Raw genomic sequence first — 20982 nt, 5'->3', positions numbered from 1 at the left:
AAAAGGGCTTTTCTAGAAAGTTAGTTTCTTATTAAAAGACATTAAATGATTTTTCTCCAAAATAAACAAAGCATGGTCGGGAGAGCTCTTTCGGCAGGTTCTGATCTTGTAGGCCAGTATCGCGTTGGAAATGTGATTAAAAGGGGCATGGACATCCTCAATGACCGCAAGGAAGGAATGTCTCCAGGATGGAGAAAAGAGTGAACAGGACAACCTCTGCGTGGAATATGCACCCAGGGAAAACGTGGAGCTAACTGCAATAAGGGCAGAACGCATGGTTGATGAAATGAGGGAGAAAGCTTCCAGTGCAAACGTATTCAAAGGCGAGATTGAGAGAAGGCAGACCATATGCCCCGAATGCGGAAAACATTCAGGGGAAGGAAAGTTCTGTAACAACTGCGGTGCACCCATTGCTCTCACAAAATGCCTGAACTGCGGGAACAAAGTACCATTGGCACCAGGTTCTGCGGGGAATGCGGAACAAAGTTAAACTAATGTCTTTAATTCGAAGAACATTCTTTAAATAAAAAATGGGTCTATGCAAGTTTGACCCTTTTTTCTATTTTTTTCTTTCGTTTTATCTAATTTACCCGGCTCCGGTCTTACAAAGGCGCCAAGTTCCTCAAATTTTTTTATATTAAAACCCATAGACAATTGTAAGATTATTGACATTAGAAGCAGTTAGAGTAGGTTCTATCAGATTCCGATACTGCAAGAGTCAAGTATGTCAGAGTTCAGTTTATCAGAATAAGGAGCCTTTTTACTGAGATTGAGCCGGGATTAATTATTTTTTTCTCTACATTAATACCGCAAATTTATTTCAAAAAGGAATTTTGAACGAAAAAAAATACTCCAGCTTATTTAACAGTTATTTAATTTGACAGTCAAATTATAAATACCTCTAATTTAAATATGAACTTAGTGGTTAAACAACCAGAGGGGGAATAAAATATACCAGATTTGATTGGACTTGCAATAGTATTTTTAATCCTGGCGCTAATTGCATATATTTTTGGTGCGAGGGGAATTGCCGGTTTATCCATGAATATCGCAAAGTGGCTTGTTATAATCTTTATTGTACTTGCGATAATTTCGCTATTCTTGTGACGGTACTCCGTATCGCACGAAGCAGAGTTAAAAGATAAGAGATGGACATAAACGGTTCGGTGTCCATGCTTCTTTTTTATCTTCAGGATCAGGGAATGAGACATTAAATTGGATCTTTACTTGGTCCAAATATTTTGTTTAATTACCGGAAATTTTCTATAAAATTTTTTAGAAGATATATATTCCTTAATTATATTTTTAATATCTGGAGGGAGTACTTACCAGTTTCCAATAAATTAATAAAAGATGAATTCTTGCCGTCGCACAACTACAGTATATAATAATTAACTTACCTAAATTCCGACGGGAATACAATCTCAGGTAACAATGTTACCTCAAACGGCGTTAGCGGGCTTTATGTGTGTCCAAGGAGTGATAACAATCTCGTTTTTAATAACTACTTTGTTAACAACGTGAATGGAGAAATTAAGAACGGAACGGGAAATGAGTACAGTACTGCAAAAACCGCGGGCACGAACATTGCAGGTGGCCCCTATATCGGCGGGAACTTTTGGGGAAAACCTGATGGAACAGGCTTTTCCGATACTGCAACCGATGCGGATGGAGACGGAACTGCCGATATCGCATACGTTTTTGAGAAAAGTACCTACGCAGATTCTTTCCCTCTAGTATCTACCACTGGAAAATCAACTGAAGAAAGCGTAGCCTTACTTCCTGAAGCTAAGTTTGAAAGCAATAATACAGGTGGCCCTGCTCTTCTTTGATTTCACAAAGAATGCAACCTGTGTTATGTATGTGAGCTTCAATTCCAGGAAGACAGCAGGCAAGACCACAACTATTGTTGAGGAATTAAAGAATGAATCCACATTTGTTTCCGGACTCCCTCCCGACGAGGTCTATAAATTCGTTAATTTATGGGTTGGCAACAGCGGGTATTCAACTGAAAAGAACATTGAAAACCCTGTAATCGGCTTCAAGGTTGAAAAAATGGCCAACCTGCTTGGAGAATGGATTAAGTCCGCATTGGCCTGGAAGAATGATAATGGCCTAAAGAATGGCTGACAGCCTGAAATAATGGTGACAACTAAGAAATAACTGATAACCTGAAAGAATGGCTGAAACTTTCTTCCGGCTTTCACATTTTCAGGCATTTTTATGCCTGAAAATCATTTTTTGCGCTCTTTTTTTACATTAGCTAAGAAAGAGAATACTATCTGGAAAATTTTAGTCTAAGGTTAAAAGAATAATTATAATGATAAATTATGATGTTTTTACGGTTTTACTGCTCAAATTTACCCTCAAAGAAAATCCTCTTTCATCCGTATGTAAATTAAAAGAATTACATAAAAATGCCTCTTGGACCCGAAATTTCCTTACATAACGAATAAGTTTAGAGATGTCCGAAAAAGGCAAATCCGACTTTCTGGTTTTCAGTCCGGATTTTTGTGACTTATTTTCAGAAACAGGACCATGATATTGCTCCAAAATACATCTTAAAATCCCAGGCTTATACCTTTAGAACCAGCCCTCTGCCAGACCTTTCGAGAAGGACATTGTAAATGAGTTTTTCTTCAGGTAGCAGTTTGACCCGATAATGATAATTAAACAATCAATTCAAAACATTTATATATTTAGTCAAGAAGGTACACCTAATAAAATTTGGAGAAACATTTAATAAAACTTAATGAGTTGAGGTTTCTCCTGTTTTAAGAAAAAATAGATCAAAATTATAAAAAATACCCTGCTGCTTTTCATCAGCCATTCGCCATCTAACAGGTTGCGAATGCCTTGTTGGAAATGCATTGTTCAGAATGCCTTGTTCCAATGGTTTGAGAATTTCCTGAACAACTATTGTGCGAAAATATGCAGCAGTCCTCAAAAGCCCAACCCTAAAAGATTCAGAATCGGCAGAGAATCTGACAGAACCCTATAGAACTCTGTCAGAATCCTACCATAAATTCGGTTCCGAGTCAAAAGCCATCCCGGTTTACTTTAACAAATCGGGGCCCTATCACGATCCAGCCTATGGGATAGTACCCGGGAAAAATCCAACACACAATTTCCCGGGTACTGCAAGTAAGTCCAGCTTCCACCGGGTACTAAGACACCCGTTCCCTGCAAAATTCAGAGGGGAATCCAAACCCTCGATTCGATCAGACCCTAACTGGACTTCATCCCCGGATACAATCGAAGACCTAAATCAATCCAGCCCAGAAGGTCGTAGAAAACCATGTCGATTGTTAAAGAGAAACCCTATTTAGACCCTGTCTTCAAAATTCAGCATAGAACAGGCGAACAGGGAACCAAGCAAAAAGACAGACATCACTGCATGTTTAAGATTTGCAGCTGTTTAAAGGAGTTTGAAACAGCAAACTTTGAAACCCTGAACCCTGAAATGAAATTTTCCACACGATCCAAACCTTCGATCCCCAAACCTTCGATCCAGCCCAATAGGTATCTTCCTGCTAATAATCTCCCTGTTATTCATCTCATTCCTCCAAATCCCATCTCCTTATCCGGGAAAATGTCCGGGAAGACTTGCAGGGTTGAAGAATCGGGCTTTAATTTCCTGCAGCCTGCAGAAAGAAGCCCTTTTTACTTAGTTCGGTCGACCGAAAGTCCTTCAATCGTAACTGGCAGGGCAACAGCCCTCTCTGCTTTCCCAAAAGCCTCTGAAGCCAGGAATTAAAGGACGGGATCTCATGTCAGTTAACGAATCGGTCAGCCGGATAGTGACAGGTTCCGGAGTGATCCTGGCAGGCACACTTATCGGAATGCTGCTTGATATCATAATCAAAGGAGTGCTCACTTCATATCTCTCGCCAACGGATTTCGGCACCTATTCTCTTGCCCTTACGATAATCTCCATCACAGGCGCCGTGGCAACGCTTGGACTCCATGAAGGGGTGCCAAGGTACATTGCCTACTTCAGAGGCAGGCACGAGGAGCACAATATTCCCGAGTTGATTATCTCGGCTATATTGATGGGGCTTATTGCGGGGATGCTTTCCATGCTGGTCTCACCCCTGCTGTTCGAACGGCTGGCTGGAGAAGGGTTTGACATCCAGGGAAAAATCCTGTCCGTTGTCAGGATAATGATCTTTGCCATCCCTTTCACCATACTCCTGAACCTGTCAGTAGCGATCTACAGAGGCTTTGACCGTACAAGTGTCAACATGTACTTCTATAACATTGTAAGGCCGGTATCCCTGCTCGGGTTTGCTTCAGCTGCCGTGTTTTTAGGGGTGTCTCTGAAAGGAGTCGTATTTGCAGACCTGCTTTCAATGGTCTTTACCTTCGGCGTGATGTCAGTTTACTTTATAAAAAAGCCTCCGATCAAGCCGGAATGGAAACTCAAATTCAGCGAGCCCACAAAAAAGCTGATCCGGTACTCGTTCCCGCTGCTAATAAGCGCGACCCTGCTCAACCTCATGACCTGGACCGATACAATAATGCTCGGTTATTTCAAATCCGCCGAAGTCGTTGGAGTTTACAGTGCAGTATATCCTCTTGTCGGGTTCCTGTCCCTGATAATCAGCTCCATGGGCTTCGTTTACATCCCCGTAACCTCAAAGCTCTGGGGAGAAAACCGGACCGAACCTCTTGGTTCGATTTACGCGATAATGACAAAGTGGTGCTTCCTGCTCACTTTCCCGGTCTTTGCCCTGATGTTCGCATATCCTGATATCGTCCTGACAAAAATCTACGGAGCAGACTATGCAGGCGGGGCTACGGTTCTGCGCATCCTTGCCCTGGGGTTCGTAACAAACTCGTACTTCGGGTTTAATTACCACACCATAATGGCATCCGGAGACTCCGATTTCCTGATGAAGTGTTCGGTTACAAGTGCAGGAATCAATGCCGTGCTTAACTTTATACTCATACCTCAGTACGGGATGATAGGTGCAGCAGCTGCATCTTCCGTGTCCTTTGCATCCATAGAGGTCTTAATGACCCTGAGAGCCTGGAGGTCGCAGCACATGCATCCGTTTACTCCGATGTACAGAAGGTTGACCCTGATAGGAGCTGTTCTGGTTGTGGGAATGTTCACAGCAAGAGAAATGCTTCCGCTGTCAGGGGCAAGCTGGGAATATGCAGCCTTTATGGTTGTGTACTTCGCTGCCATCCGGTATGCAAAGGTGCTTGATGAGATGGAAATGGATATGGTAAACGGTATCAAGAAAACAATTGTGCAGAATATGGGTATCCTCCTCGCACAGGCCCTCAAAACTCCTGGTCTCAAACTGTAAGTCCTTAAACTGTAAGTTTTAAAATGTAAAGAAGAGCTTTTCCCGAAGACTCGAGAGAACCGGCCACCCCTTTCTTTTTTGAAGGGGGGCCGGGAATTTGTTTTTACAATTTTTAAGTCAAAGTTCCATGCACAGGGGCTTGCAAAACCTTCAGGAAACCGTACAGCAGGCCTGATTAAAAAATCAAGAGTAAAATAATAAAACAGTTGCTTTTAAAGTCTAATCTGTCGAAAAATCAAAAAAAATATATGCGGTGAGAGAGTATACATCAATAATAAAAAATTTACAAAATAATCAGTCAGAAAAATAAGAGAGTAAAGAAGAGTGGGGACTCATGATCGGAAATGTTTTTCACAGAAATAGGAGAAAAAAAGTGAGGTGTTTAACCTGTATGGGAGTAACACGTAGCTCAAGAAGACACTCTTTTCCGGAAATGAGCCCGAAAAGACCGTCTTTTGAGAGAAAAAAGGCAACATTTACTGAGAATAACACTTCTGAAACCAAGACCTGCAAAAATAAAAATTATGATTATGTAATGCACCAAACTGTAAATTTTTATTTACCTATATTAATAAGGATAAAGGCGACTGATAGAGAAGGAAACTCTATTGAAGTCACATATTGACTGAAAAAAATCAAACCGATGCTGTGAAGAAAATAACCTGCAATAGTTACCAGGGAAAACGCTGACTTACCACTTCTTTTACTTCATTTCTGCTTTTTTTAAAGGGCCGTCAGACAAGCTGGCAGAGGCGCTTCCATATCTGTGAATCTAAATGAGATTCCTATGAGATCCCATCAATCGATGACCAGATGTAAATGGATTTGTGGAAAAAACAAATTTAAAACAAATTTACATCACCTGAAGTCTCTCTATAGAGTTAAAATAATAAGAAATGTAAATAAGAAATAGGTACTTTAAAGACAGATGATTCCTTTAAAATGTGTTCTGGAGCAAGCAAAATGACCCTTGTTATCGCTTTTATAGGAAAGAACGGTGCAATCATGGCCGGAGACATGAGGGAAATAACTTTCGAAGGGGAAAAGCCCGACAGGGAAAAACTTGAAAAAGAGCTATACAACGGCACAATAGTTACGGACGAGGAGCTGGCAAGAAAGGCAGAGGAGGCAGGGGTCAAAATAACGGTCACGGACTGCAAGAACAAAGTCTCGGAGAGAAACGGCATCCTTGTGGGGGAAGTTTCCTCGGTTGAAGGAGGGATCGTTAAAAAAAGGAGGCTGTATGCATCAGCAGGCGCCTATGCAATTGCCGAACTCAGGGACTTGGAACTTACGCTTATCTCACAGGGGAAGAGCAGCAATTTCATAGCTTTCGGAAACGAGTTTACAAAGCAGGTAGCTAACAAGTATTTCAAGGATAACTGGACGAAAAAGAGCAAACTGCAGGATGCAGTGAAGATCCTCATGCTCTGTATGGAAACCGCTGCAAAGAAAACAGCTTCCGTGAGCAAGCAGTTTGTGATTGTCCAAACCTCATCGAATGCTGATGTTTTGAAACTTGTGGAAAAAGACAGAAAAAGCTGAAAAAATATCGGAAAAAGGGAGAAAAGAGAATCGTATTTCTAATTTTTTTAGCTTTTGTTGTTCCGTAATACGGACTATAGTCGGGTTTACGGAATGTCCGGACAGAAATAGATTCGATTTAATATTTGGCAGGATTGGAACCATACCTTGAACCAGTTCTTTTTTCTCCTTCTCCTCGCTCTTCTTTTTCTTCTACTTTTATTTTGTGCCAACCCGATTGCTGTTTCTTATTCTCCCATATATGTTTTACAGCATAAGCAATTCCTGCTGTTGCTAAGAGTAAACCCGTTACTTTGATGATTTTAGACATGATAATTCACCCAATTTATTATTACACCTTATCATTTATTAATATAATCAAACAGTCAATAGAAAAATTAGTTTAATATAAAATAGTGATTAGAAAATAATCTGAAAATAGAGAATAATCTGAAAAGTGCAGAGGAACTCTCTGCTAGCTGTTTTTTATCTTATACCTCTGAAAAGAGCTCGACAAATTCGAATTTTGTCACATCAAACAGGCCTTTGTCTCCAAGTTTAAGCTCGGGAATTACCAGAAGCGACATGAATGCAAGAGTCATGAAAGGTGACTCAAGCGAGTTTCCGAGTTTCCGGGCTTCTTCGTTTAGCAGCCGGTACCTGGAAGCGACCTCGGCTCCTTCGAGGGTACTCATCAGGCCTGCAACCTCAAGCGGGAGATCAAGAAGGTTTTCTGCGGTACCCACAACTACTCCTCCTTTATTTTCCACCAGCCGGTTGACAGCTTCAACTATGTCTTTATCGGTGGCTCCAACTGCAATGATGTTGTGGCTGTCGTGGGCAATGCTGCTGGCAATTGCTCCTTTCTTCAGGCCTATGTTCTTTATGAAACCGATCTGGACAGGGTCATCCGCATATCTGCTCAGGACGACTATTTTCAGGATATCCCTCCCCGGGTCCGAAACCAGGTTGCCGTTTTCGACTTTTGGCAGAATCAGTTCCTGACCTGTGACCAGTTCTCCGTCCCGGGCAACGATTACCCTGATTTTTCGCATTCCTCCCTTTCTGTCCCCGATTTCCCCTGCAGGCACAGCCAGTTTTACATCATCGATTGAAATTTTCTTTCGTTTGAACACGTTTTTTGCAGGAACTTTTTCTACAGGGAAAAGAACCTTTCCGTTCTCGTAAACACATTCTCCATCGATGAAAGTGCTCAGCACGTTGAAGGATTTCAGGTCGTCCACGATAATGAAATCCGCAGGATCTCCCTCACGCATCAGCCCGACATCGAGCCCGTAATGCTCCACCGGATTGATCACCGCTGCCCTGAGCAGGTTATAGATGTCAAGCCCTTTTTCCTGCCCGCGCCGGATCAGTTTATCGATATGCCCTTCATAGATCAGAGTATCGGGGTGGGAATCGTCGGTGCAGAGCATGACCGCTTCGGGATATTCATCTATCAGGCTGTACAGGGTTTCGAAATTTCTGGCTGAACTCCCCTCGCGGATCAGGATCTTCATCCCAAGCTTTATTTTCTCAGCTGCTTCTTCATAAGTAAAAGATTCGTGATCCGTGGAAATTCCTGCCCTGATGTATTTTTGAAGATCGGTTCCCCTCAGGCCAGGCGCATGTCCGTCAATTACTTTACCGTACTTCTTTGCGGATTCCAGTTTTGCAATTACCTCAGGAAATCCCAGAACCACACCAGGGAAATTCATCATCTCGGAAAGGTAACACAGTTCATTCCTTGCCAGCAGGCGGTCAACAGCCGCCGCATCAAGGACTGCCCCTGCGGATTCGAAAGGTGTGGCAGGCACACAGGAGGGCACCCCAAAAAAGACCTTCAGAGGGGATCTTTGCGCATCCTCAAGCATGTAATCAATGCCCTCTTCTCCCATAACGTTCGCAATCTCATGAGGATCGCTAACAACTGCAACGGTACCTTTTGCAACAGCCATCCTGGCAAAAACCGAAGGCACGGTCATGGAACTCTCGATATGCACATGGGCATCCACAAGCCCGGGCAGGATGTACTGCTCATGATCGTGTTCCTTTTCTTCAACACGAATGATCTTCCCGTCTTCAACAGTAATCTCGCCTTTGAACTGCCGCCTGGAAACGGCATCGACAATAATCCCCGGGTACTTTTTCATGAGGGTTTATTTTACTCTCAATTGTATAAATTTTTCTAAAAAGCCAGAACTCCGGAAGCTGGAAAAAAGGAATTGAAAACAAGGGCATCGTAAAGGAAGCTACTCAGCTATATACTAACTGAAAATTCCAAAAAGGGTGCCACAGATGTTCATAAACCGCAAAGTTCTATCTCTTCTGTTTTACAGGACTACTGGGACCATAGAATCAAAAACACAGAGAGCAAAATCTTTGTCTGCGGCTCTTCGATTGCAATGATGGAAAAACATTTTATTAACTACTCCGCTTCCCTCTACGGCAGGCGGACAAAGAAACTCGACTTCCAGCCTTTAAAATTCCTGAGCCTGAAGGACTTCTTCCCGGGCTCCGGCCTGAAAGACCTGATCGAAACTTACGCAGTTCTCGGCGGCACTCCCGCCTACCTCCTCGGGTATGAAGGCGATATTTTTGAAACCATAAAGAGCCGGATTTTGAAAAAAGAAGATTTTCTCTATAAAGACGCCGAATTCATCCTCAGAGAAGAGCTCAAGGAACCCGGATATTATTTTTCGATCATCCGCTCAATCTCTTTTGGCAACGTCACTTCCGGCAAAATCATAAACCACACCGGCCTTTCAAGGTGTCCTCAATATCCTGGCCCTCTTTTGAAACAATCATGCTGTAGACCCTGAAGGAAAAAGGGAACTGCTCCCCATGTAGTTCGAAAAAATAGGAAGCTGGTGGAAAGTCGGAGAAGAAATCAACCTTGCGGCAATAAACGAAAAATCAGATGAAATCCTTTTTGGGAAGATAAAGTACAGCACCCGAAAAACGAAAATTAAAGTCCTGAACAATCTGAAAGAGCGGGTTTGATGAAGAATTGCTCGAACTTACGGCAGTTGAAAAGGTTACTTTAATTGATGTCTTCCGATATTGGAAAAAGTCAGTAGTTTTGGGTTTTATTAAAATATCTCTGTAGAATACTCCATTCCGGTTTAGTTATTCAGACGGTATCCTCCGTCATTTCAAAAAAGTCCTTTGGCGGCTGCTCATAAGGCAAGGAAACCTTGAAAACCTGATCTGTATCCTTTACTCCCACGTCAAATCTTCTCCATGGGTTATGCTGTGGCGTGCCAAAAGTAATGTCTATGGCCTTTTCCTCGATGTCCAAAATGCCTCCATACAACATTCCAAACATGTTCTGTGGATCATAAAAATGGGTGCATAAGCCTCGGGGATAGCTTGTTGAAATCAGTTGTCTGATATCTTCTCTGGAGATTTTCCGTTTGGCAGTAAAAGTGTTTCGGATTACCCCAAAACGTTTTACCGAACTCTTCAAGCGGCCATTTTCCCACGCTAACATTTCGGGTAAAACGGCATGATTACTGGCACAGAGGAATCCTTCCTGATCTGAGCCAGTTACAATCTTATATGCCTTAAATCCGTGGAGATTCTCAAACAGCGCAATATCACCGGATGCATCTCCCATCATCAAATTCATATTATAGGAAATAGGTGCCTTTTCCAGGTATTCCAAAGCTTCGGAGATATTTTTACAGTTTTCCAGCAAAGCACGGATAACGCACCAGAAATTCAAGCCAGTAAGTTGAGGATCCAACCCTAAACCTTTAATAGGCGTTACGGGTATACCATTAGACGATTGACAGAGAGCTAATCCGTGTTCATTTATGCCATTGGCCCGCCCGAATATATTGCACTGAGAACCGGTATGGCTATATTTACCTATAACGGAAGTAGTCGCCAGGCACATCTCCTCCAATATGTCGGTAAAATCGTAGGTATAAGCCAAAACAGTATGTCCTTCCAGGTTTTTCTCCGGCTTCAGCGCCATCACATTACATCCGTGCGCAAAGAAGCTTATGGAATAGAACAACACCTGCGCCGGGTCAACGCCGACCGTATCGGCAAAACCCTGTATCTCTTCATTGACACCGGGACAATACTGATCAAACATTTCAAACATTGCGGCGATTGTTTCCTGTGTTCTAACGGGAAACATACCTGGGGACGCTTGCAGTTTCCTTGCTGCTTCCGGCGTCGCTAAAATCCATTTCCCCAGATGCTGGCCTATTTCGTAATTTGTACCTGAATGGTTCAGATAATATGCGGTCGTTGATTTCATCATTGGTTCCTTGAAACGATTATGACCTAAAATAAGTGATGTCAAATTAAAATATCTTAAAGTTCAGTACACCATCTACAAAATTGTTGATTAACACTATCTGCTGGTCAGCCCTGGAGGGTTTCATACTTGAAAAAGTTGTGTTTCGGTGAAAATAATCGGAAAGTGGAATTTTTGTCAATTAAGGAATAGATTCGAGCCCTTGTTTTCAACAGTAATCTCGTCTTTGAATTGTTTATTACTCAGAAATAAAGAAGCGTTATCTCTCGATTTTGCTTCAATTTCAAATACTTTGCTGTATGTAAAATTTAGACAGATTTATAAGATATCTTCGAGTTTTTTACATAGAGGCGCGAGGTGGAGAATTTATGCCTGAACAGAATGTTCCCCGAGTAAGGCTTTTTGGAGCTCACGAGCTAAAAATTAGCGATATTTTTGACGAGAAAAAAGACATTTATTATGTTCCAATTTTTCAGGGAAATGATGATGTGAACAAACTCCATCAGTCAGCTTATACGGGTAAAAACACAAAATGTGCTATCCTGGACAGTGGAGTTCTCTCTGATCACCCATATTTAAAAGACCGGATGGGCGCAATTGAAGATTTTACAGGTCATGGGCCTCAGGACAGAGAAGGACATGGCACTGCAGTTGCTTTGAATCTTGCAATGACAGTCCCTGATGCATCAATTTTGATTGGCAAGGTCTATGAAAATGATGATGTGCCTTTATCCGAATATATAAATAGAATTGCACGGGGCGTAAACTGGGCAATAGACAGCGGGGCGAGAATAATTAATCTCTCGGTTGGTATGGAAAAAAGAAAGGAAGACATCAGCAAATATTCCGGATGTTCGGAAGCCGTAAAAAATGTATGCAAAGCTATCAATCGAGCAATTGAAAATAGAATCTCAGTCCTTGTTGCAGCCGGAGCAAATTTTCCGGCAGATTGTCATGAATCGATAATCGTAGTCGGCCTGTCCGGAAATCCAGTATATCCAAAAGATGTTCACCCTACTGTTTATTCTCCTTTTAGCCCGATTCTTGTTCCAACTTTTTTGTTTGAAGGTTATGCTCATCTTAAAATGGGTATGTATGAGCAGGCTTTGACTTTATTTAAGCAGGCAGTTGACCTTCACCCTGAGGATCACCAGCTCTGGAAATATCAAGCTCTCTGCCTGTACGGCTTAAAAAAATATAATGATGCCGTACAGTCCTTTGATAAAGCCCTGGCAATCAAACAATCTGATGTAGAGACATGGTACTTGAAGGGAATTACCCTACTGGCCATTACTCAAAATGATAAAGCGATCGAGTGTTTTGATGAAGTCCTGAAGCTTGTAGATAATGCTGGTTTGACAGGGATGAAACTAACCGAATTTTCAAATTCAATATCTGATGACTGGTATAACATGGGTGTCTACTATGAGCGGGCCAGTAGATATGACGAAGCTGCAAACTGCTATGATAAAGCCATCTGGATTGACCCTCTTAACGCCAAAGCCCGGAACAACCGAGGCGTAATTTCGGCAATAGAGGAAAAATATGAAGATTCGATAAAATATTTTGAGGTAGCAACAGAACTCAACCCCTCAATGGTTGATGCCTGGTTCAATAAAGGGCTGGCACTTTCCAGGCTTGGCAGATATGAAGAATCAATAGAATTTTTCGATAAAGCAATAGCAATCGATCCTGCCTGCAACAAAGCATTAAATGAAAAAATCCGGGTCACAGGAAAACTGAAGAGCAGTGAAGAACTGTAGAGTATAAAGAACTGAAGAGCAGTGAAGAGAAGAACAGAAAAAAGAGGTGTTATAATGGCCGAAGATATGGGAGTTCAAATCGACAAAATAATAACCAAAGTAAAAAAGGCAATCCGGGAAGTCGAACAGCGATCGTATAGATCCGAGATTGGAGTTAAAGTTGAAAAGCTGGATTTGAAACTAAAAACCTTCAATAGTAAGGAAGGCGGCCTTGAGCTAAAAGTACCGGTTGTGGATCTGGATCTCGGGCTTGGAGGAAGCATCTCAAAAGAAGAAACCCATACAATAGAACTTACCCTGATTCCTGTCGATGATACCCGTCTTTTCAGGGATATGGAGATCGAAGATAATTTAGTAGATTTAATTATGGGAATAGAACAGGGGATAAAAAACGCACTTATAGAAGTTCCCAGGTTTAAGCTTCAGAAAGCTTCCGTTGAACTCAATTTTGTAGTAAATGCTGCCGGTGAAATCTCCCTGGTCGCTAAAGGAGAAAAGAAAATTGAGACAACAAACAATTTAAAGTTATATTTAACCAGTACTAATTAATTTCAATCTGATCCATTATTTTTGTTTTATCGGAAAGGCCGCCCATAAGCAGGTGATGAGGGCCTGGAATCCTTACCTATGCAGAAAAATGGAAAAAAGTAAATGAAGGGGCCTTTAAACCCTTTTATTCCCGGTTCTCCTTCAGCTTTTTTTCAACAGGCAGAACCCAACGCTTTTTCCGCTGTAATGCCCGATGGAGCCGCTGTTGACGATGGTTCTGTCAGACCCGTGCAACCTCATGATGTAACCGCAGGGGTCCATCTTTTCGGTCTTCAGTGACCATACACCTTCTTCTCCGGTGGTGGAGACGACAGGAGACGGATAAGCCCGGGTTACCGAAGGAGGGGTGCTCCAGCTCGAGCTTGCCGTGCAGGGGGTGGTGCCTGGCTGGATACATAACTCGCCGCCATCCGCCGGACCCAAAGGTTCGGCCCTGAGGTAGAAGCTGCGGATATAGTTGTTTTTCATACCGTAGGTTCCATGGATGATATCTCCCTGTCTGAAAGCTCCGCATCCCTCTGCCGGGTTTGTAACTCCGTCCCGGGTGTACCCGGTAATGCTCAGGTCAGGTGTCGGCCATGTATTATCGATCAGAACCCTTATGATCTGGTCAGTCCCATCCACATTCAGTGCCGGATATGTTGTCAATGTCACGGGGTCGAAAGCTTCCATACAAATCTCCCACAACCCGTCCATGGGAGCGCTCGTAATCCACTTTGCCAGTACAAAGCCTTCCACGAAACGCCTTTCGCTGCCTTCCAGGTCCTCAAGATATGTGTAATACCCGTCAGAATCAAGCTTCTGTGTGTGGTTATAGGGGGCGGTGAAACTGGAACCCACCTGGTCTACGAGTTTGACGTTGAAGGAATTGGTCAGCTGCTGCCAGGGTTCGCCCGGAAGGCTGCGGCGTACGAACACCCTGTACTTGAGGGGCATTGCGCTCGTCCCGCTTCCCGTGAAGGTATTTGGCGGGAATGCAATATGTCCGCAGATGGTCACCACCCCACCGAACGGGCTTTCGTTTGCGGTGAAAGCAGCCATTATCCCGGTACCGGTAGCAAGCCCTGTTGAGCTGTCGATGTCATCGATCCCCATGTTGCCGATAACCGAGATGTAAGGCGTGTGGTCCCCTTCCTCGACGGTCGGGCCCGGGGGTATAAGTATAAGCGTATCCCTTCGGTTGCCCCATCTGGGAATATAGTTCGGGTCCCATGCAGGTGGTGCCACTTCCCAGGAAAGGATCGCCCGGACCTTAACGATTTTTGCTCCCTCACTACAGGGTTTGCGGCGGCCTGTGAGGTTCACGGGCAAAAATACGGAGTACTGCAGTCCCCCCGAAGGGGTATTTTTGATGTCGTGAACGTTCACCACTGAGGTTCCCACATATGTCCAGCCGGCTCCGTCTCCCCAGTCTGCCCAGAACGCCACATACTCCTCACTTCCGGCGGTGCACAGGCCTCCGGAATAGCCGCTTGACTTCTTGAGTTCGATTACACCGGCTAGCTCTTCCAGGTTCGTGTTCAGGCCGATGCATTTCAGCTCCTCGTATGTCGTGTCCCCTGAGGATATCGGAACGAGTCCCTCAATGATGCCGGGTACTGCAGAAAGCTCAAACCCTGCATCGATCAGGGTATCGTGCAGGGATACGGCACTGGCAGCAATGATATTTTTGCCGGATTTTTCCGCAACCTTTTGCCCGAGGGAAAGCGTATCCTTGCCGAGCAGGTTCTTGATCTGTGAAAATCCGAACCTGTGCGCAGGTACTTCTTTGTCTTTGTATACCTGGATAAGTTTTGGCAGACTCAACTTTTCGGGTTCCTTGAGAGTAATTTCTTTCTCGAGGTCCACAAGCTCCAGGATATTCTCCGGAATGCTGACCGCTTCCAGTTCAAGAATATCTTTTATGAGAAGAAACCTGAGGGCATCTATCTGGATATATGCATCGAGCGAGTTCCCCCATACCGGTACAAAATCCGGGGTGTCAGCAGGAGGAGCGGTGTTCCAGGACAGGATTGCCCGTACTTTCGGAAGGTTTTCTTTTATGCACCACTTTTTCTTCGCATCAAGAGGGATGCTTACAGCATATTCCAGGGGTTTGTCGCCGGGTATATTGTAAGCCTTGAAGCTGGCCACCCCGAGGTCTTCCCATGTGTCCGTATCGTCCCAGTCCACATAGAAGCGGATATATTCGGGGGTCCCGCCGGAACAGAGATTTCCGCCGTAACCCGAAGATTTTTTGATATGTATTACAGCCTCCACCCGTTCGAACCTGGAGTTAAAACCCATACATTTCAGTTCTTCATAGGTGGTCTTATTTGTCATCATCTTTACAGCTTTAAATGAACTTTCTTTCAGGTTCCCGAAATAATTGGGGTTTATTGCGGTCAGGTACTTAAAGTAAGTCCTCTCCGTCTCAGCGACCTCATATTTGCCTGAAACGGCGGATACCAGCTCAGTGAACCTCTTTGGACCCACTCCCTTAACATTCATAACTTCTTTGAGATTACTGAAACTTCCGATCTTATTTTTTTTTGCAAGTATTTTTTCAGCAACTTTTATCCCGATATCGGGTTCATCGGGAAATTCTACGGTCTTTGCAATCTCCTCTGCGGTCTCAACGGTATTCAAAAACTCAAGGATCTTTTTTTCGTCCGCAGGATCCACGTCTTCAAGTGCGATTAAGGGCTTTTCTATTGATACTGTTCTTTTAGCTGTCAAAGAATCACTTCCGACACTACTAACTATTCATATGTACTGCTTTTTTTGCAGCCCTGCCTACTAAATCAATATCTACAGCCGCTAATGCTTGCTAAACGTTTTTGGTGGAATCTCCAAGAAAACAAGGTTATCACTGAGAAAATCATTTCATACCGTTTTGCTTTCTTTTCCCACTTTCCGGACTCCACACCGCCAGTATTTTTATATATAGTATTCCAAATTATTAAAGTTTTTCAGCAGGTATATTTGAAAGGAACCTGAGGCATTGAAAGCCATTGGGCAAATTTGTTATGGGTTCTGTCAAGCTTTTGTGTATATTCTATGCCTTTTTGAGTCCCTTTAATAATCTTGCTAAAATTAGAATTAGGATCATCCAATCTTTAAGGAAACGACCTAACTTATTTAGAGGTGTATTCAGTTTTTCTTTTTCACTATTTGAACTCACCTCATCCAAATTGTCCTGAATCTTATCCATTTCTTCATAAAGTTTTGGATCTGAGTCTTCAATTTCCCTTCTTAAATCATCGAGTTCGGCCTGTATTTTAGGGTTTATTGCGGTTAACCTTAAGAAAATATGGATTTGCTTAAATAAAAACGAGATCATTGGATGGGAAAATGGAAACAAATAGAACTTTTCACTTTAAGATTTGAGTAATAGGGAATAGAAAACAAATCTCATAAAAAAGTTTCAATCTACAAGAAATGATTTTATTTCATTACTAACAGTAATTGTCGGACAGCCTGTGAAGGGCGGGGTATTAGTGACCCTCCGCGCTCCTATTGTAATAAATAAAAGGTACACTGTTAAGTCTTCGGGGATGGCTATAATTACATGTTCGCCTGCAACTGGAAAATTTCTTATCCCCCTAAGACATAACAGTACCGAAAAAGGAAAAGATAAAATGAAACCAACACGAGTTCCTAATAATCCTTGTTTTTCTTCTGGACCCTGTGCCAAACATCCAGGTTATTCTGTTGAAGAGCTGAAGGATACACCTTTTGGCCGGTCACACCGGAGCAAACCTGGCAAGGAAAAATTAGCTGAAGCAATTAAAAGAACAAGAGATATGCTTGGACTTCCTGATGATTATCTCGTAGGTATTGTACCGGCTTCCGATACAGGCGCTTTTGAAATGTGCTTGTGGTCCATGCTGGGGTGCCGCGGGGTCGATGTTCTGGTTTGGGAATCTTTCAGTAAAGGATGGGAAACCGACATCACTAAACAGTTAAAATTAAAAGATACCCGAGTTTTTGAGGCAGAATACGGGAAATTACCAGATTTAAAGCAGGTCGATTTCAAGAATGATGTCGTCTTTGTCTGGAATGGGACTACTAGCGGAGTCAAAGTGCCCAACGGCGACTGGATTCCTGATAACCGGGAAGGGCTCACGCTTTGCGATGCCACCTCTGCTATATTTGCTATGGATGTACCCTACCATAAATTGGATGTCATTACCTTCTCATGGCAGAAGGTTTTAGGTGGGGAAGGTGCACACGGAATGCTGATTTTATCCCCGCGGGCTGTTCAGCGCTTAGAAAGCTATACTCCTGCCTGGCCATTGCCCAAGATTTTCCGACTGACCAAAGGTGGTAAACTGAATAAGGATATTTTTGCAGGCTCTACTATTAACACCCCCTCCATGCTGGCTAATGAAGATTGGCTGGCAACAATGAAATGGGCAGAGTCTGTCGGAGGGCTTAAACAACTTATCCGGAGAACAAATGAAAATCTGGCGGTCTTCGAGGAATTTGTTGCTAAAAACAACTGGATCCATTTCTTAGCGGAAACAAAAGAGATAAGATCCAGCACCAGTGTCTGCTTTAAAGTTGATTTACCCGACGAAAAGCTTAAAGAACTGATTAAAACGCTTGAGAATGAAAAAGTTGCTTATGACATCGGTTCTTACCGTGATGCTCCTTCGGGTTTGCGCATCTGGTGCGGTGCTACCATCGAGAAAGAGGATTTAGAATGCCTCTGTGAATGGATCGAATGGGCTTACAATCTGGTTAAATAATTAAATCCTTTTTGTTATCAGCAAAGAAGGGCTCGCAAGAGATCGTTAATATCTTTTTTGCTGATAGCAAAAGGATGTTATTCCTGAATAATTTCATTCTTTAGTGTTTATCTGGGGCTCGGTTTTCTCACAAACAAGTACTGAACGTCTCAATGGAATCTTTTTCTCACGCGGACAGATTTTAAATATCCCTTCAAAAGAGCTTGTGTCCCACAACCAGGAATAATTACCCTCCGAAGGAATTGTTATATCGGCTTCGGATTTTATCTGATGAAAAATACCTTTTTTATCCATTATTTCGCAAACAACTGAATCAACTTTGAAATTGATAGCGGTATCAGCGAGGTTTGTGATTGTAATTCTTACTTTATCTCCCTGCTGGCATGAAAAGTTATCAATAATCCAGTCTTCTTTTCCGTGCAGGAATTTCAAAGACAAATTAGTTGAAAAGTAATTGACGGTAAACATTCCCGAAATTCCGGAAAAGATTAGCAAAATAATATAAATCCACATAGTAATTAACGAAGTTCCCGAAATTACTGAAGTGGTGGTTATAGTGTTTGAATTTTCGGATGTGCTTGACTGCGTACTCGAATTTTCTGGAGTAGCGGATAGCGGATTTGAATTTTCTGAAGTCGTTGATTGAGTGCTCGAATTTACCAGCGTGCTCGAGGAAGTGTTTTGATCTGCATAAATAACGCCTGCGCCAATTATTACCGCTATTATAATAAAGCCGTAATAAATTTTCTGAATATAACTCTGCAATTTCTCTTTCTCAAATTTATCCGAAATAATATCGTCCAACTCAATATCCAGCAACACAACGGTTTCGAGAATTCTTGCCCTGATCGAAGCCGCTTCTACCATTCTTCGATAGTAAGTATCCAGAAGGTACAGACCAATGACAAATATGATAGTTATTAAGGACAAAAAGAATTTTGTAAAATCATTGAAATTGAAGTAAACCTGAATAGAATTAGCGGCTAGCAACGCAGCAATGAAGACAAAACCATATCTACGCAGACCGTCCAGATATCCATCGAATCTGGAAATAACCGCCCTGGCTTCTTTCCATTCGTCAAAAGCATGTGTATAAGATGACTGATTTTCTGCCATACCACACCTCCAGTACAAAAATGATTTTTTATACACCTCTTGGACAGTGTAATGCTCTGCAATGCTTATTCGAAGGAGACTTGCGTCATCCAATTAAGGACAATTTAAGCCCTGTAAGGTTTTATCACAAGCCGCTCTGATAAGCAGCATTACCCTATCATTTATTAACGATCTTCCTTTTTGCGCACCTGATTTATCAGAGAAATTTTCATTTTTCTTACTTTTTCATCACATTTCAACTCAAAAAGCTTTTTCATTTTATTCGATTCTATATTTAAGGATAAACTTCTCTCAAAGTGATTTCGAAAAAAAGAGTCTTTTGCTATCAGAAAAATCAAGCAAAATAGCCGCCGCATGGAAGGAGCCAATTTATTAATTCAGGGAGACTTTTTCAGGATATTTCTTGCAGCCCTGAACATTGAAACTATGGGATAGATGAAAGTAATGAAGGGATGAAGGAAAACTCAAACGAAATCATTTTCCAAGAAATAAATCTGGAACCTGGGGCATTGCAAGCCATTGGGCAAATTTGTTATAAGTTCTGCCGAGTTTCTGTGTGTACTCTATTCTTAATCAGTTATTTTGATGAGTATGTAATGATCTAAATATATTCTAAATTTTGAGCCTATCCCAAAACTCAAATTTTGTCTTTGGATAACCCTTATTTTTAATGATCAATCTAACTTCTGATTATGAAAACAATATGAATAATTTTGATGATTAAGATTTAAACTACGTTTTGGAATGAGCTATTTTTCCAAATCGCTACAGGACTTTGAATTTAAGTGCTCCTCTTCATATTTTTAATTTCAATCTTGATTTAAATTTGTGATAAATAAAGCTAAATTCTTCCTTAAGCAAACTTTAGGATCTATTTACAATGAATTCGAGACTGTCCATCAGTTTTTTCATAAATTGAATGTCTACAGACATACTTTTGTTTTTCCCGTGAATATGAATATTTCGCCACTCAACAGATGCTTCTGAATGATTATCAAGTAGTAATTCAAATACGGTATTGTTAATTAAGTATAGATAACTCTTTATTTCTGTGTTTCATCAATAGAAGAACAGAGTACTTTAGCATTTCAATACTCTTCGTATAACACTTTGTCTTTCGTCTCAACCTTGCCAGAAAGTGCCTTAATATGCCGTTATATCCTTCAACTGTATACGTTTCTGCTTTGGATTGAGTATGAATAGTTTCAGGAATAAACTCTGCATATGCCCTCCAGTGATCAGTCATCACTTCTCCAATCTCTTTCTTCTTTAATTTTTCCCAGAGTAGTTGTCCAGTTTTCGTTCCCCTGCTACCAAAAGAGCAGTTGATGAACTTTTTCCCAACTCTATCAACAGCAATCCAGATCCAGCAATATTTTTTTTGTTACCGATGTAAGTGTGCATCTCATTCAGTTCAACAATAGATATCTCATTTTCGCTTTTTAGCTCCTCTATCTCCTGACCAAATTTCTTTATCCATTTTTGGACAGAAACATGACTTACCCCTAAAAATCGTCCTATTGAGCGAAATCCTAATCCCTCAAGATAAAGTTGCAAAGCCTGTCTCTTAACTAAAGGAGAACTAGCAGTTGATTTTAGCTCGACTGAATAGTTATACCCACAATCGTGGCATTTGTAGCGTTGACGTCCACAAACTATACCGTTTTTTGTGTGATTGGAACTTTTGCATCTTGGGCAATTCATGC

20 protein-coding genes and 2 pseudogenes are annotated in these 20982 nt (G+C 42.0%); 14 read left to right on the top strand and 8 right to left on the bottom strand.

The features are described from left to right. The first annotated feature begins 72 nt into the window (after nt 1–72). A complete protein-coding gene (locus MSSIT_RS25330) occupies nt 73–204 on the top strand; it encodes a hypothetical protein (protein WP_269430785.1) in 132 nt (43 codons plus the stop codon). Continuing rightward, nucleotides 161–490, top strand: coding sequence for a hypothetical protein (locus tag MSSIT_RS11520; RefSeq protein ID WP_052721624.1), 330 nt, complete (start codon nt 161–163; stop codon nt 488–490). Before MSSIT_RS25330 ends, MSSIT_RS11520 begins: the two co-directional genes overlap by 44 nt. Nucleotides 491–884: 394 nt before the next feature. On the opposite strand, the gene MSSIT_RS24760 is transcribed toward MSSIT_RS11520, so the two are convergent. Further along, entirely contained in the window at nt 885–1043 is a 159-nt protein-coding gene (locus MSSIT_RS24760; protein WP_231590575.1) for a hypothetical protein, read from the bottom strand. Here MSSIT_RS24760 and MSSIT_RS22085 point away from each other — a divergent pair. From MSSIT_RS22085 to MSSIT_RS11490, 7 genes and pseudogenes are all read left to right on the top strand, one after another. Further along, the gene (locus MSSIT_RS22085) at nt 988–1107 is read left to right on the top strand and encodes a DUF1328 domain-containing protein (protein WP_231590546.1); all 120 of its coding nucleotides are present in this window, start codon (nt 988–990) and stop codon (nt 1105–1107) included. The two genes, MSSIT_RS24760 and MSSIT_RS22085, sit on opposite strands and share 56 nt — an antisense overlap. A gap of 308 nt (nt 1108–1415) precedes the next feature. Continuing rightward, nucleotides 1416–1832, top strand: a pseudogene (locus MSSIT_RS25850) (NosD domain-containing protein); the annotation flags it as partial. Beyond that, a pseudogene (locus MSSIT_RS25845) lies at nt 1828–2055 on the top strand (PGF-pre-PGF domain-containing protein); the annotation flags it as partial. The pseudogenes MSSIT_RS25850 and MSSIT_RS25845, both read left to right, overlap by 5 nt. Nucleotides 2056–3592: 1537 nt before the next feature. Next, nucleotides 3593–3757, top strand: a complete 165-nt coding sequence (locus MSSIT_RS24130; RefSeq protein ID WP_197080262.1) for a hypothetical protein — start codon at nt 3593–3595, stop codon at nt 3755–3757. Between the two features lie 13 nt (nt 3758–3770). Next, nucleotides 3771–5318, top strand: a complete 1548-nt coding sequence (locus tag MSSIT_RS11495) for an oligosaccharide flippase family protein (protein WP_048172504.1) — start codon at nt 3771–3773, stop codon at nt 5316–5318. A gap of 391 nt (nt 5319–5709) precedes the next feature. Continuing rightward, the gene (locus MSSIT_RS23235) at nt 5710–5943 is read left to right on the top strand and encodes a hypothetical protein (protein WP_148705463.1); all 234 of its coding nucleotides are present in this window, start codon (nt 5710–5712) and stop codon (nt 5941–5943) included. Between the two features lie 338 nt (nt 5944–6281). Next, nucleotides 6282–6863: a DUF2121 domain-containing protein gene (locus MSSIT_RS11490; protein WP_048172501.1), complete on the top strand. Its 582-nt coding sequence runs from the start codon at nt 6282–6284 to the stop codon at nt 6861–6863. 118 nt (nt 6864–6981) lie between these two features. On the opposite strand, the gene MSSIT_RS11485 is transcribed toward MSSIT_RS11490, so the two are convergent. Beyond that, complete coding sequence (locus tag MSSIT_RS11485) at nt 6982–7173, bottom strand: hypothetical protein (RefSeq protein ID WP_048172499.1); 192 nt, start codon at nt 7171–7173, stop codon at nt 6982–6984. 160 nt (nt 7174–7333) lie between these two features. Then, entirely contained in the window at nt 7334–8995 is a 1662-nt protein-coding gene (ade, locus tag MSSIT_RS11480) for an adenine deaminase (protein WP_048172498.1), read from the bottom strand. Between the two features lie 252 nt (nt 8996–9247). Here ade and MSSIT_RS11475 point away from each other — a divergent pair, with 252 nt between their 5' ends. Both MSSIT_RS11475 and MSSIT_RS25705 read left to right on the top strand, forming a co-directional pair. Then, complete coding sequence (locus tag MSSIT_RS11475) at nt 9248–9664, top strand: AAA family ATPase (protein WP_048172496.1); 417 nt, start codon at nt 9248–9250, stop codon at nt 9662–9664. 37 nt (nt 9665–9701) lie between these two features. Further along, nucleotides 9702–9845 (top strand): DUF234 domain-containing protein, encoded by a 144-nt coding sequence (locus MSSIT_RS25705; RefSeq protein WP_082089134.1) that lies wholly within the window; start codon nt 9702–9704, stop codon nt 9843–9845. Between the two features lie 130 nt (nt 9846–9975). Here MSSIT_RS25705 and MSSIT_RS11470 read toward each other — a convergent pair whose 3' ends face one another. Continuing rightward, nucleotides 9976–11118, bottom strand: coding sequence for a C45 family autoproteolytic acyltransferase/hydolase (locus MSSIT_RS11470; protein WP_082088971.1), 1143 nt, complete (start codon nt 11116–11118; stop codon nt 9976–9978). 365 nt (nt 11119–11483) lie between these two features. On the opposite strand from MSSIT_RS11470, the gene MSSIT_RS11465 reads away from it, so the two are divergent. Both MSSIT_RS11465 and MSSIT_RS11460 read left to right on the top strand, forming a co-directional pair. Then, nucleotides 11484–12878, top strand: a complete 1395-nt coding sequence (locus MSSIT_RS11465) for a tetratricopeptide repeat protein (RefSeq protein WP_048172491.1) — start codon at nt 11484–11486, stop codon at nt 12876–12878. 54 nt (nt 12879–12932) lie between these two features. Then, nucleotides 12933–13427, top strand: a complete 495-nt coding sequence (locus MSSIT_RS11460) for a trypco2 family protein (protein WP_048172489.1) — start codon at nt 12933–12935, stop codon at nt 13425–13427. A 141-nt stretch (nt 13428–13568) separates the two neighbouring features. On the opposite strand, the gene MSSIT_RS11455 is transcribed toward MSSIT_RS11460, so the two are convergent. Both MSSIT_RS11455 and MSSIT_RS11450 read right to left on the bottom strand, forming a co-directional pair. Further along, nucleotides 13569–16145, bottom strand: a complete 2577-nt coding sequence (locus MSSIT_RS11455) for a helix-hairpin-helix domain-containing protein (protein WP_048172487.1) — start codon at nt 16143–16145, stop codon at nt 13569–13571. A 319-nt stretch (nt 16146–16464) separates the two neighbouring features. Further along, nucleotides 16465–16749 (bottom strand): hypothetical protein, encoded by a 285-nt coding sequence (locus tag MSSIT_RS11450; protein WP_048172485.1) that lies wholly within the window; start codon nt 16747–16749, stop codon nt 16465–16467. Between the two features lie 298 nt (nt 16750–17047). Between MSSIT_RS11450 and MSSIT_RS11445 the strand changes: the two genes are divergently transcribed. Beyond that, entirely contained in the window at nt 17048–18160 is a 1113-nt protein-coding gene (locus MSSIT_RS11445; protein WP_048174729.1) for a phosphoserine transaminase, read from the top strand. Nucleotides 18161–18253: 93 nt separating this feature from the next. On the opposite strand, the gene MSSIT_RS11440 is transcribed toward MSSIT_RS11445, so the two are convergent. Together MSSIT_RS11440 and MSSIT_RS22075 are read right to left on the bottom strand one after the other, a co-directional pair. Further along, nucleotides 18254–19276 (bottom strand): hypothetical protein, encoded by a 1023-nt coding sequence (locus MSSIT_RS11440; protein ID WP_048172482.1) that lies wholly within the window; start codon nt 19274–19276, stop codon nt 18254–18256. 1021 nt (nt 19277–20297) lie between these two features. Then, a protein-coding gene (locus MSSIT_RS22075) for an IS1 family transposase (protein ID WP_156158846.1) occupies nt 20298–20980 on the bottom strand; the annotation gives its coding sequence in 2 pieces (ribosomal slippage) (nt 20298–20657 and nt 20660–20980; 681 coding nt in all). Between the last annotated feature and the right edge of the window lie 2 nt (nt 20981–20982).

Source organism: Methanosarcina siciliae T4/M (assembly GCF_000970085.1).
In the GTDB taxonomy this organism is placed as follows: Archaea; Halobacteriota; Methanosarcinia; order Methanosarcinales; family Methanosarcinaceae; genus Methanosarcina; species Methanosarcina siciliae.
Note: the sequence above shows the minus strand (reverse complement) of the source record. Positions and strands in the feature narration are given on the sequence as shown.

Excerpts from the sequence above, each read along its gene's own strand:
- MSSIT_RS11490 (WP_048172501.1), top strand. The coding sequence starts at position 6,282 with ATGACCCTTGTTATCGCTTTTATAGGAAAGAACGGTGCAATCATGGCC.
- MSSIT_RS11475 (WP_048172496.1), top strand. The coding sequence starts at position 9,248 with ATGATGGAAAAACATTTTATTAACTACTCCGCTTCCCTCTACGGCAGG.
- MSSIT_RS23235 (WP_148705463.1), top strand. The coding sequence starts at position 5,710 with ATGGGAGTAACACGTAGCTCAAGAAGACACTCTTTTCCGGAAATGAGC.
- MSSIT_RS11470 (WP_082088971.1), bottom strand. The coding sequence starts at position 11,118 with ATGATGAAATCAACGACCGCATATTATCTGAACCATTCAGGTACAAAT.
- MSSIT_RS24130 (WP_197080262.1), top strand. The coding sequence starts at position 3,593 with ATGTCCGGGAAGACTTGCAGGGTTGAAGAATCGGGCTTTAATTTCCTG.
- MSSIT_RS11520 (WP_052721624.1), top strand. The coding sequence starts at position 161 with ATGACCGCAAGGAAGGAATGTCTCCAGGATGGAGAAAAGAGTGAACAG.
- MSSIT_RS11485 (WP_048172499.1), bottom strand. The coding sequence starts at position 7,173 with ATGTCTAAAATCATCAAAGTAACGGGTTTACTCTTAGCAACAGCAGGA.
- MSSIT_RS25330 (WP_269430785.1), top strand. The coding sequence starts at position 73 with ATGGTCGGGAGAGCTCTTTCGGCAGGTTCTGATCTTGTAGGCCAGTAT.
- MSSIT_RS11465 (WP_048172491.1), top strand. The coding sequence starts at position 11,484 with ATGCCTGAACAGAATGTTCCCCGAGTAAGGCTTTTTGGAGCTCACGAG.
- MSSIT_RS11450 (WP_048172485.1), bottom strand. The coding sequence starts at position 16,749 with ATGATCTCGTTTTTATTTAAGCAAATCCATATTTTCTTAAGGTTAACC.
- MSSIT_RS11495 (WP_048172504.1), top strand. The coding sequence starts at position 3,771 with ATGTCAGTTAACGAATCGGTCAGCCGGATAGTGACAGGTTCCGGAGTG.
- MSSIT_RS11445 (WP_048174729.1), top strand. The coding sequence starts at position 17,048 with ATGAAACCAACACGAGTTCCTAATAATCCTTGTTTTTCTTCTGGACCC.
- MSSIT_RS24760 (WP_231590575.1), bottom strand. The coding sequence starts at position 1,043 with ATGGATAAACCGGCAATTCCCCTCGCACCAAAAATATATGCAATTAGC.
- ade (WP_048172498.1), bottom strand. The coding sequence starts at position 8,995 with ATGAAAAAGTACCCGGGGATTATTGTCGATGCCGTTTCCAGGCGGCAG.
- MSSIT_RS11440 (WP_048172482.1), bottom strand. The coding sequence starts at position 19,276 with ATGGCAGAAAATCAGTCATCTTATACACATGCTTTTGACGAATGGAAA.
- MSSIT_RS11460 (WP_048172489.1), top strand. The coding sequence starts at position 12,933 with ATGGCCGAAGATATGGGAGTTCAAATCGACAAAATAATAACCAAAGTA.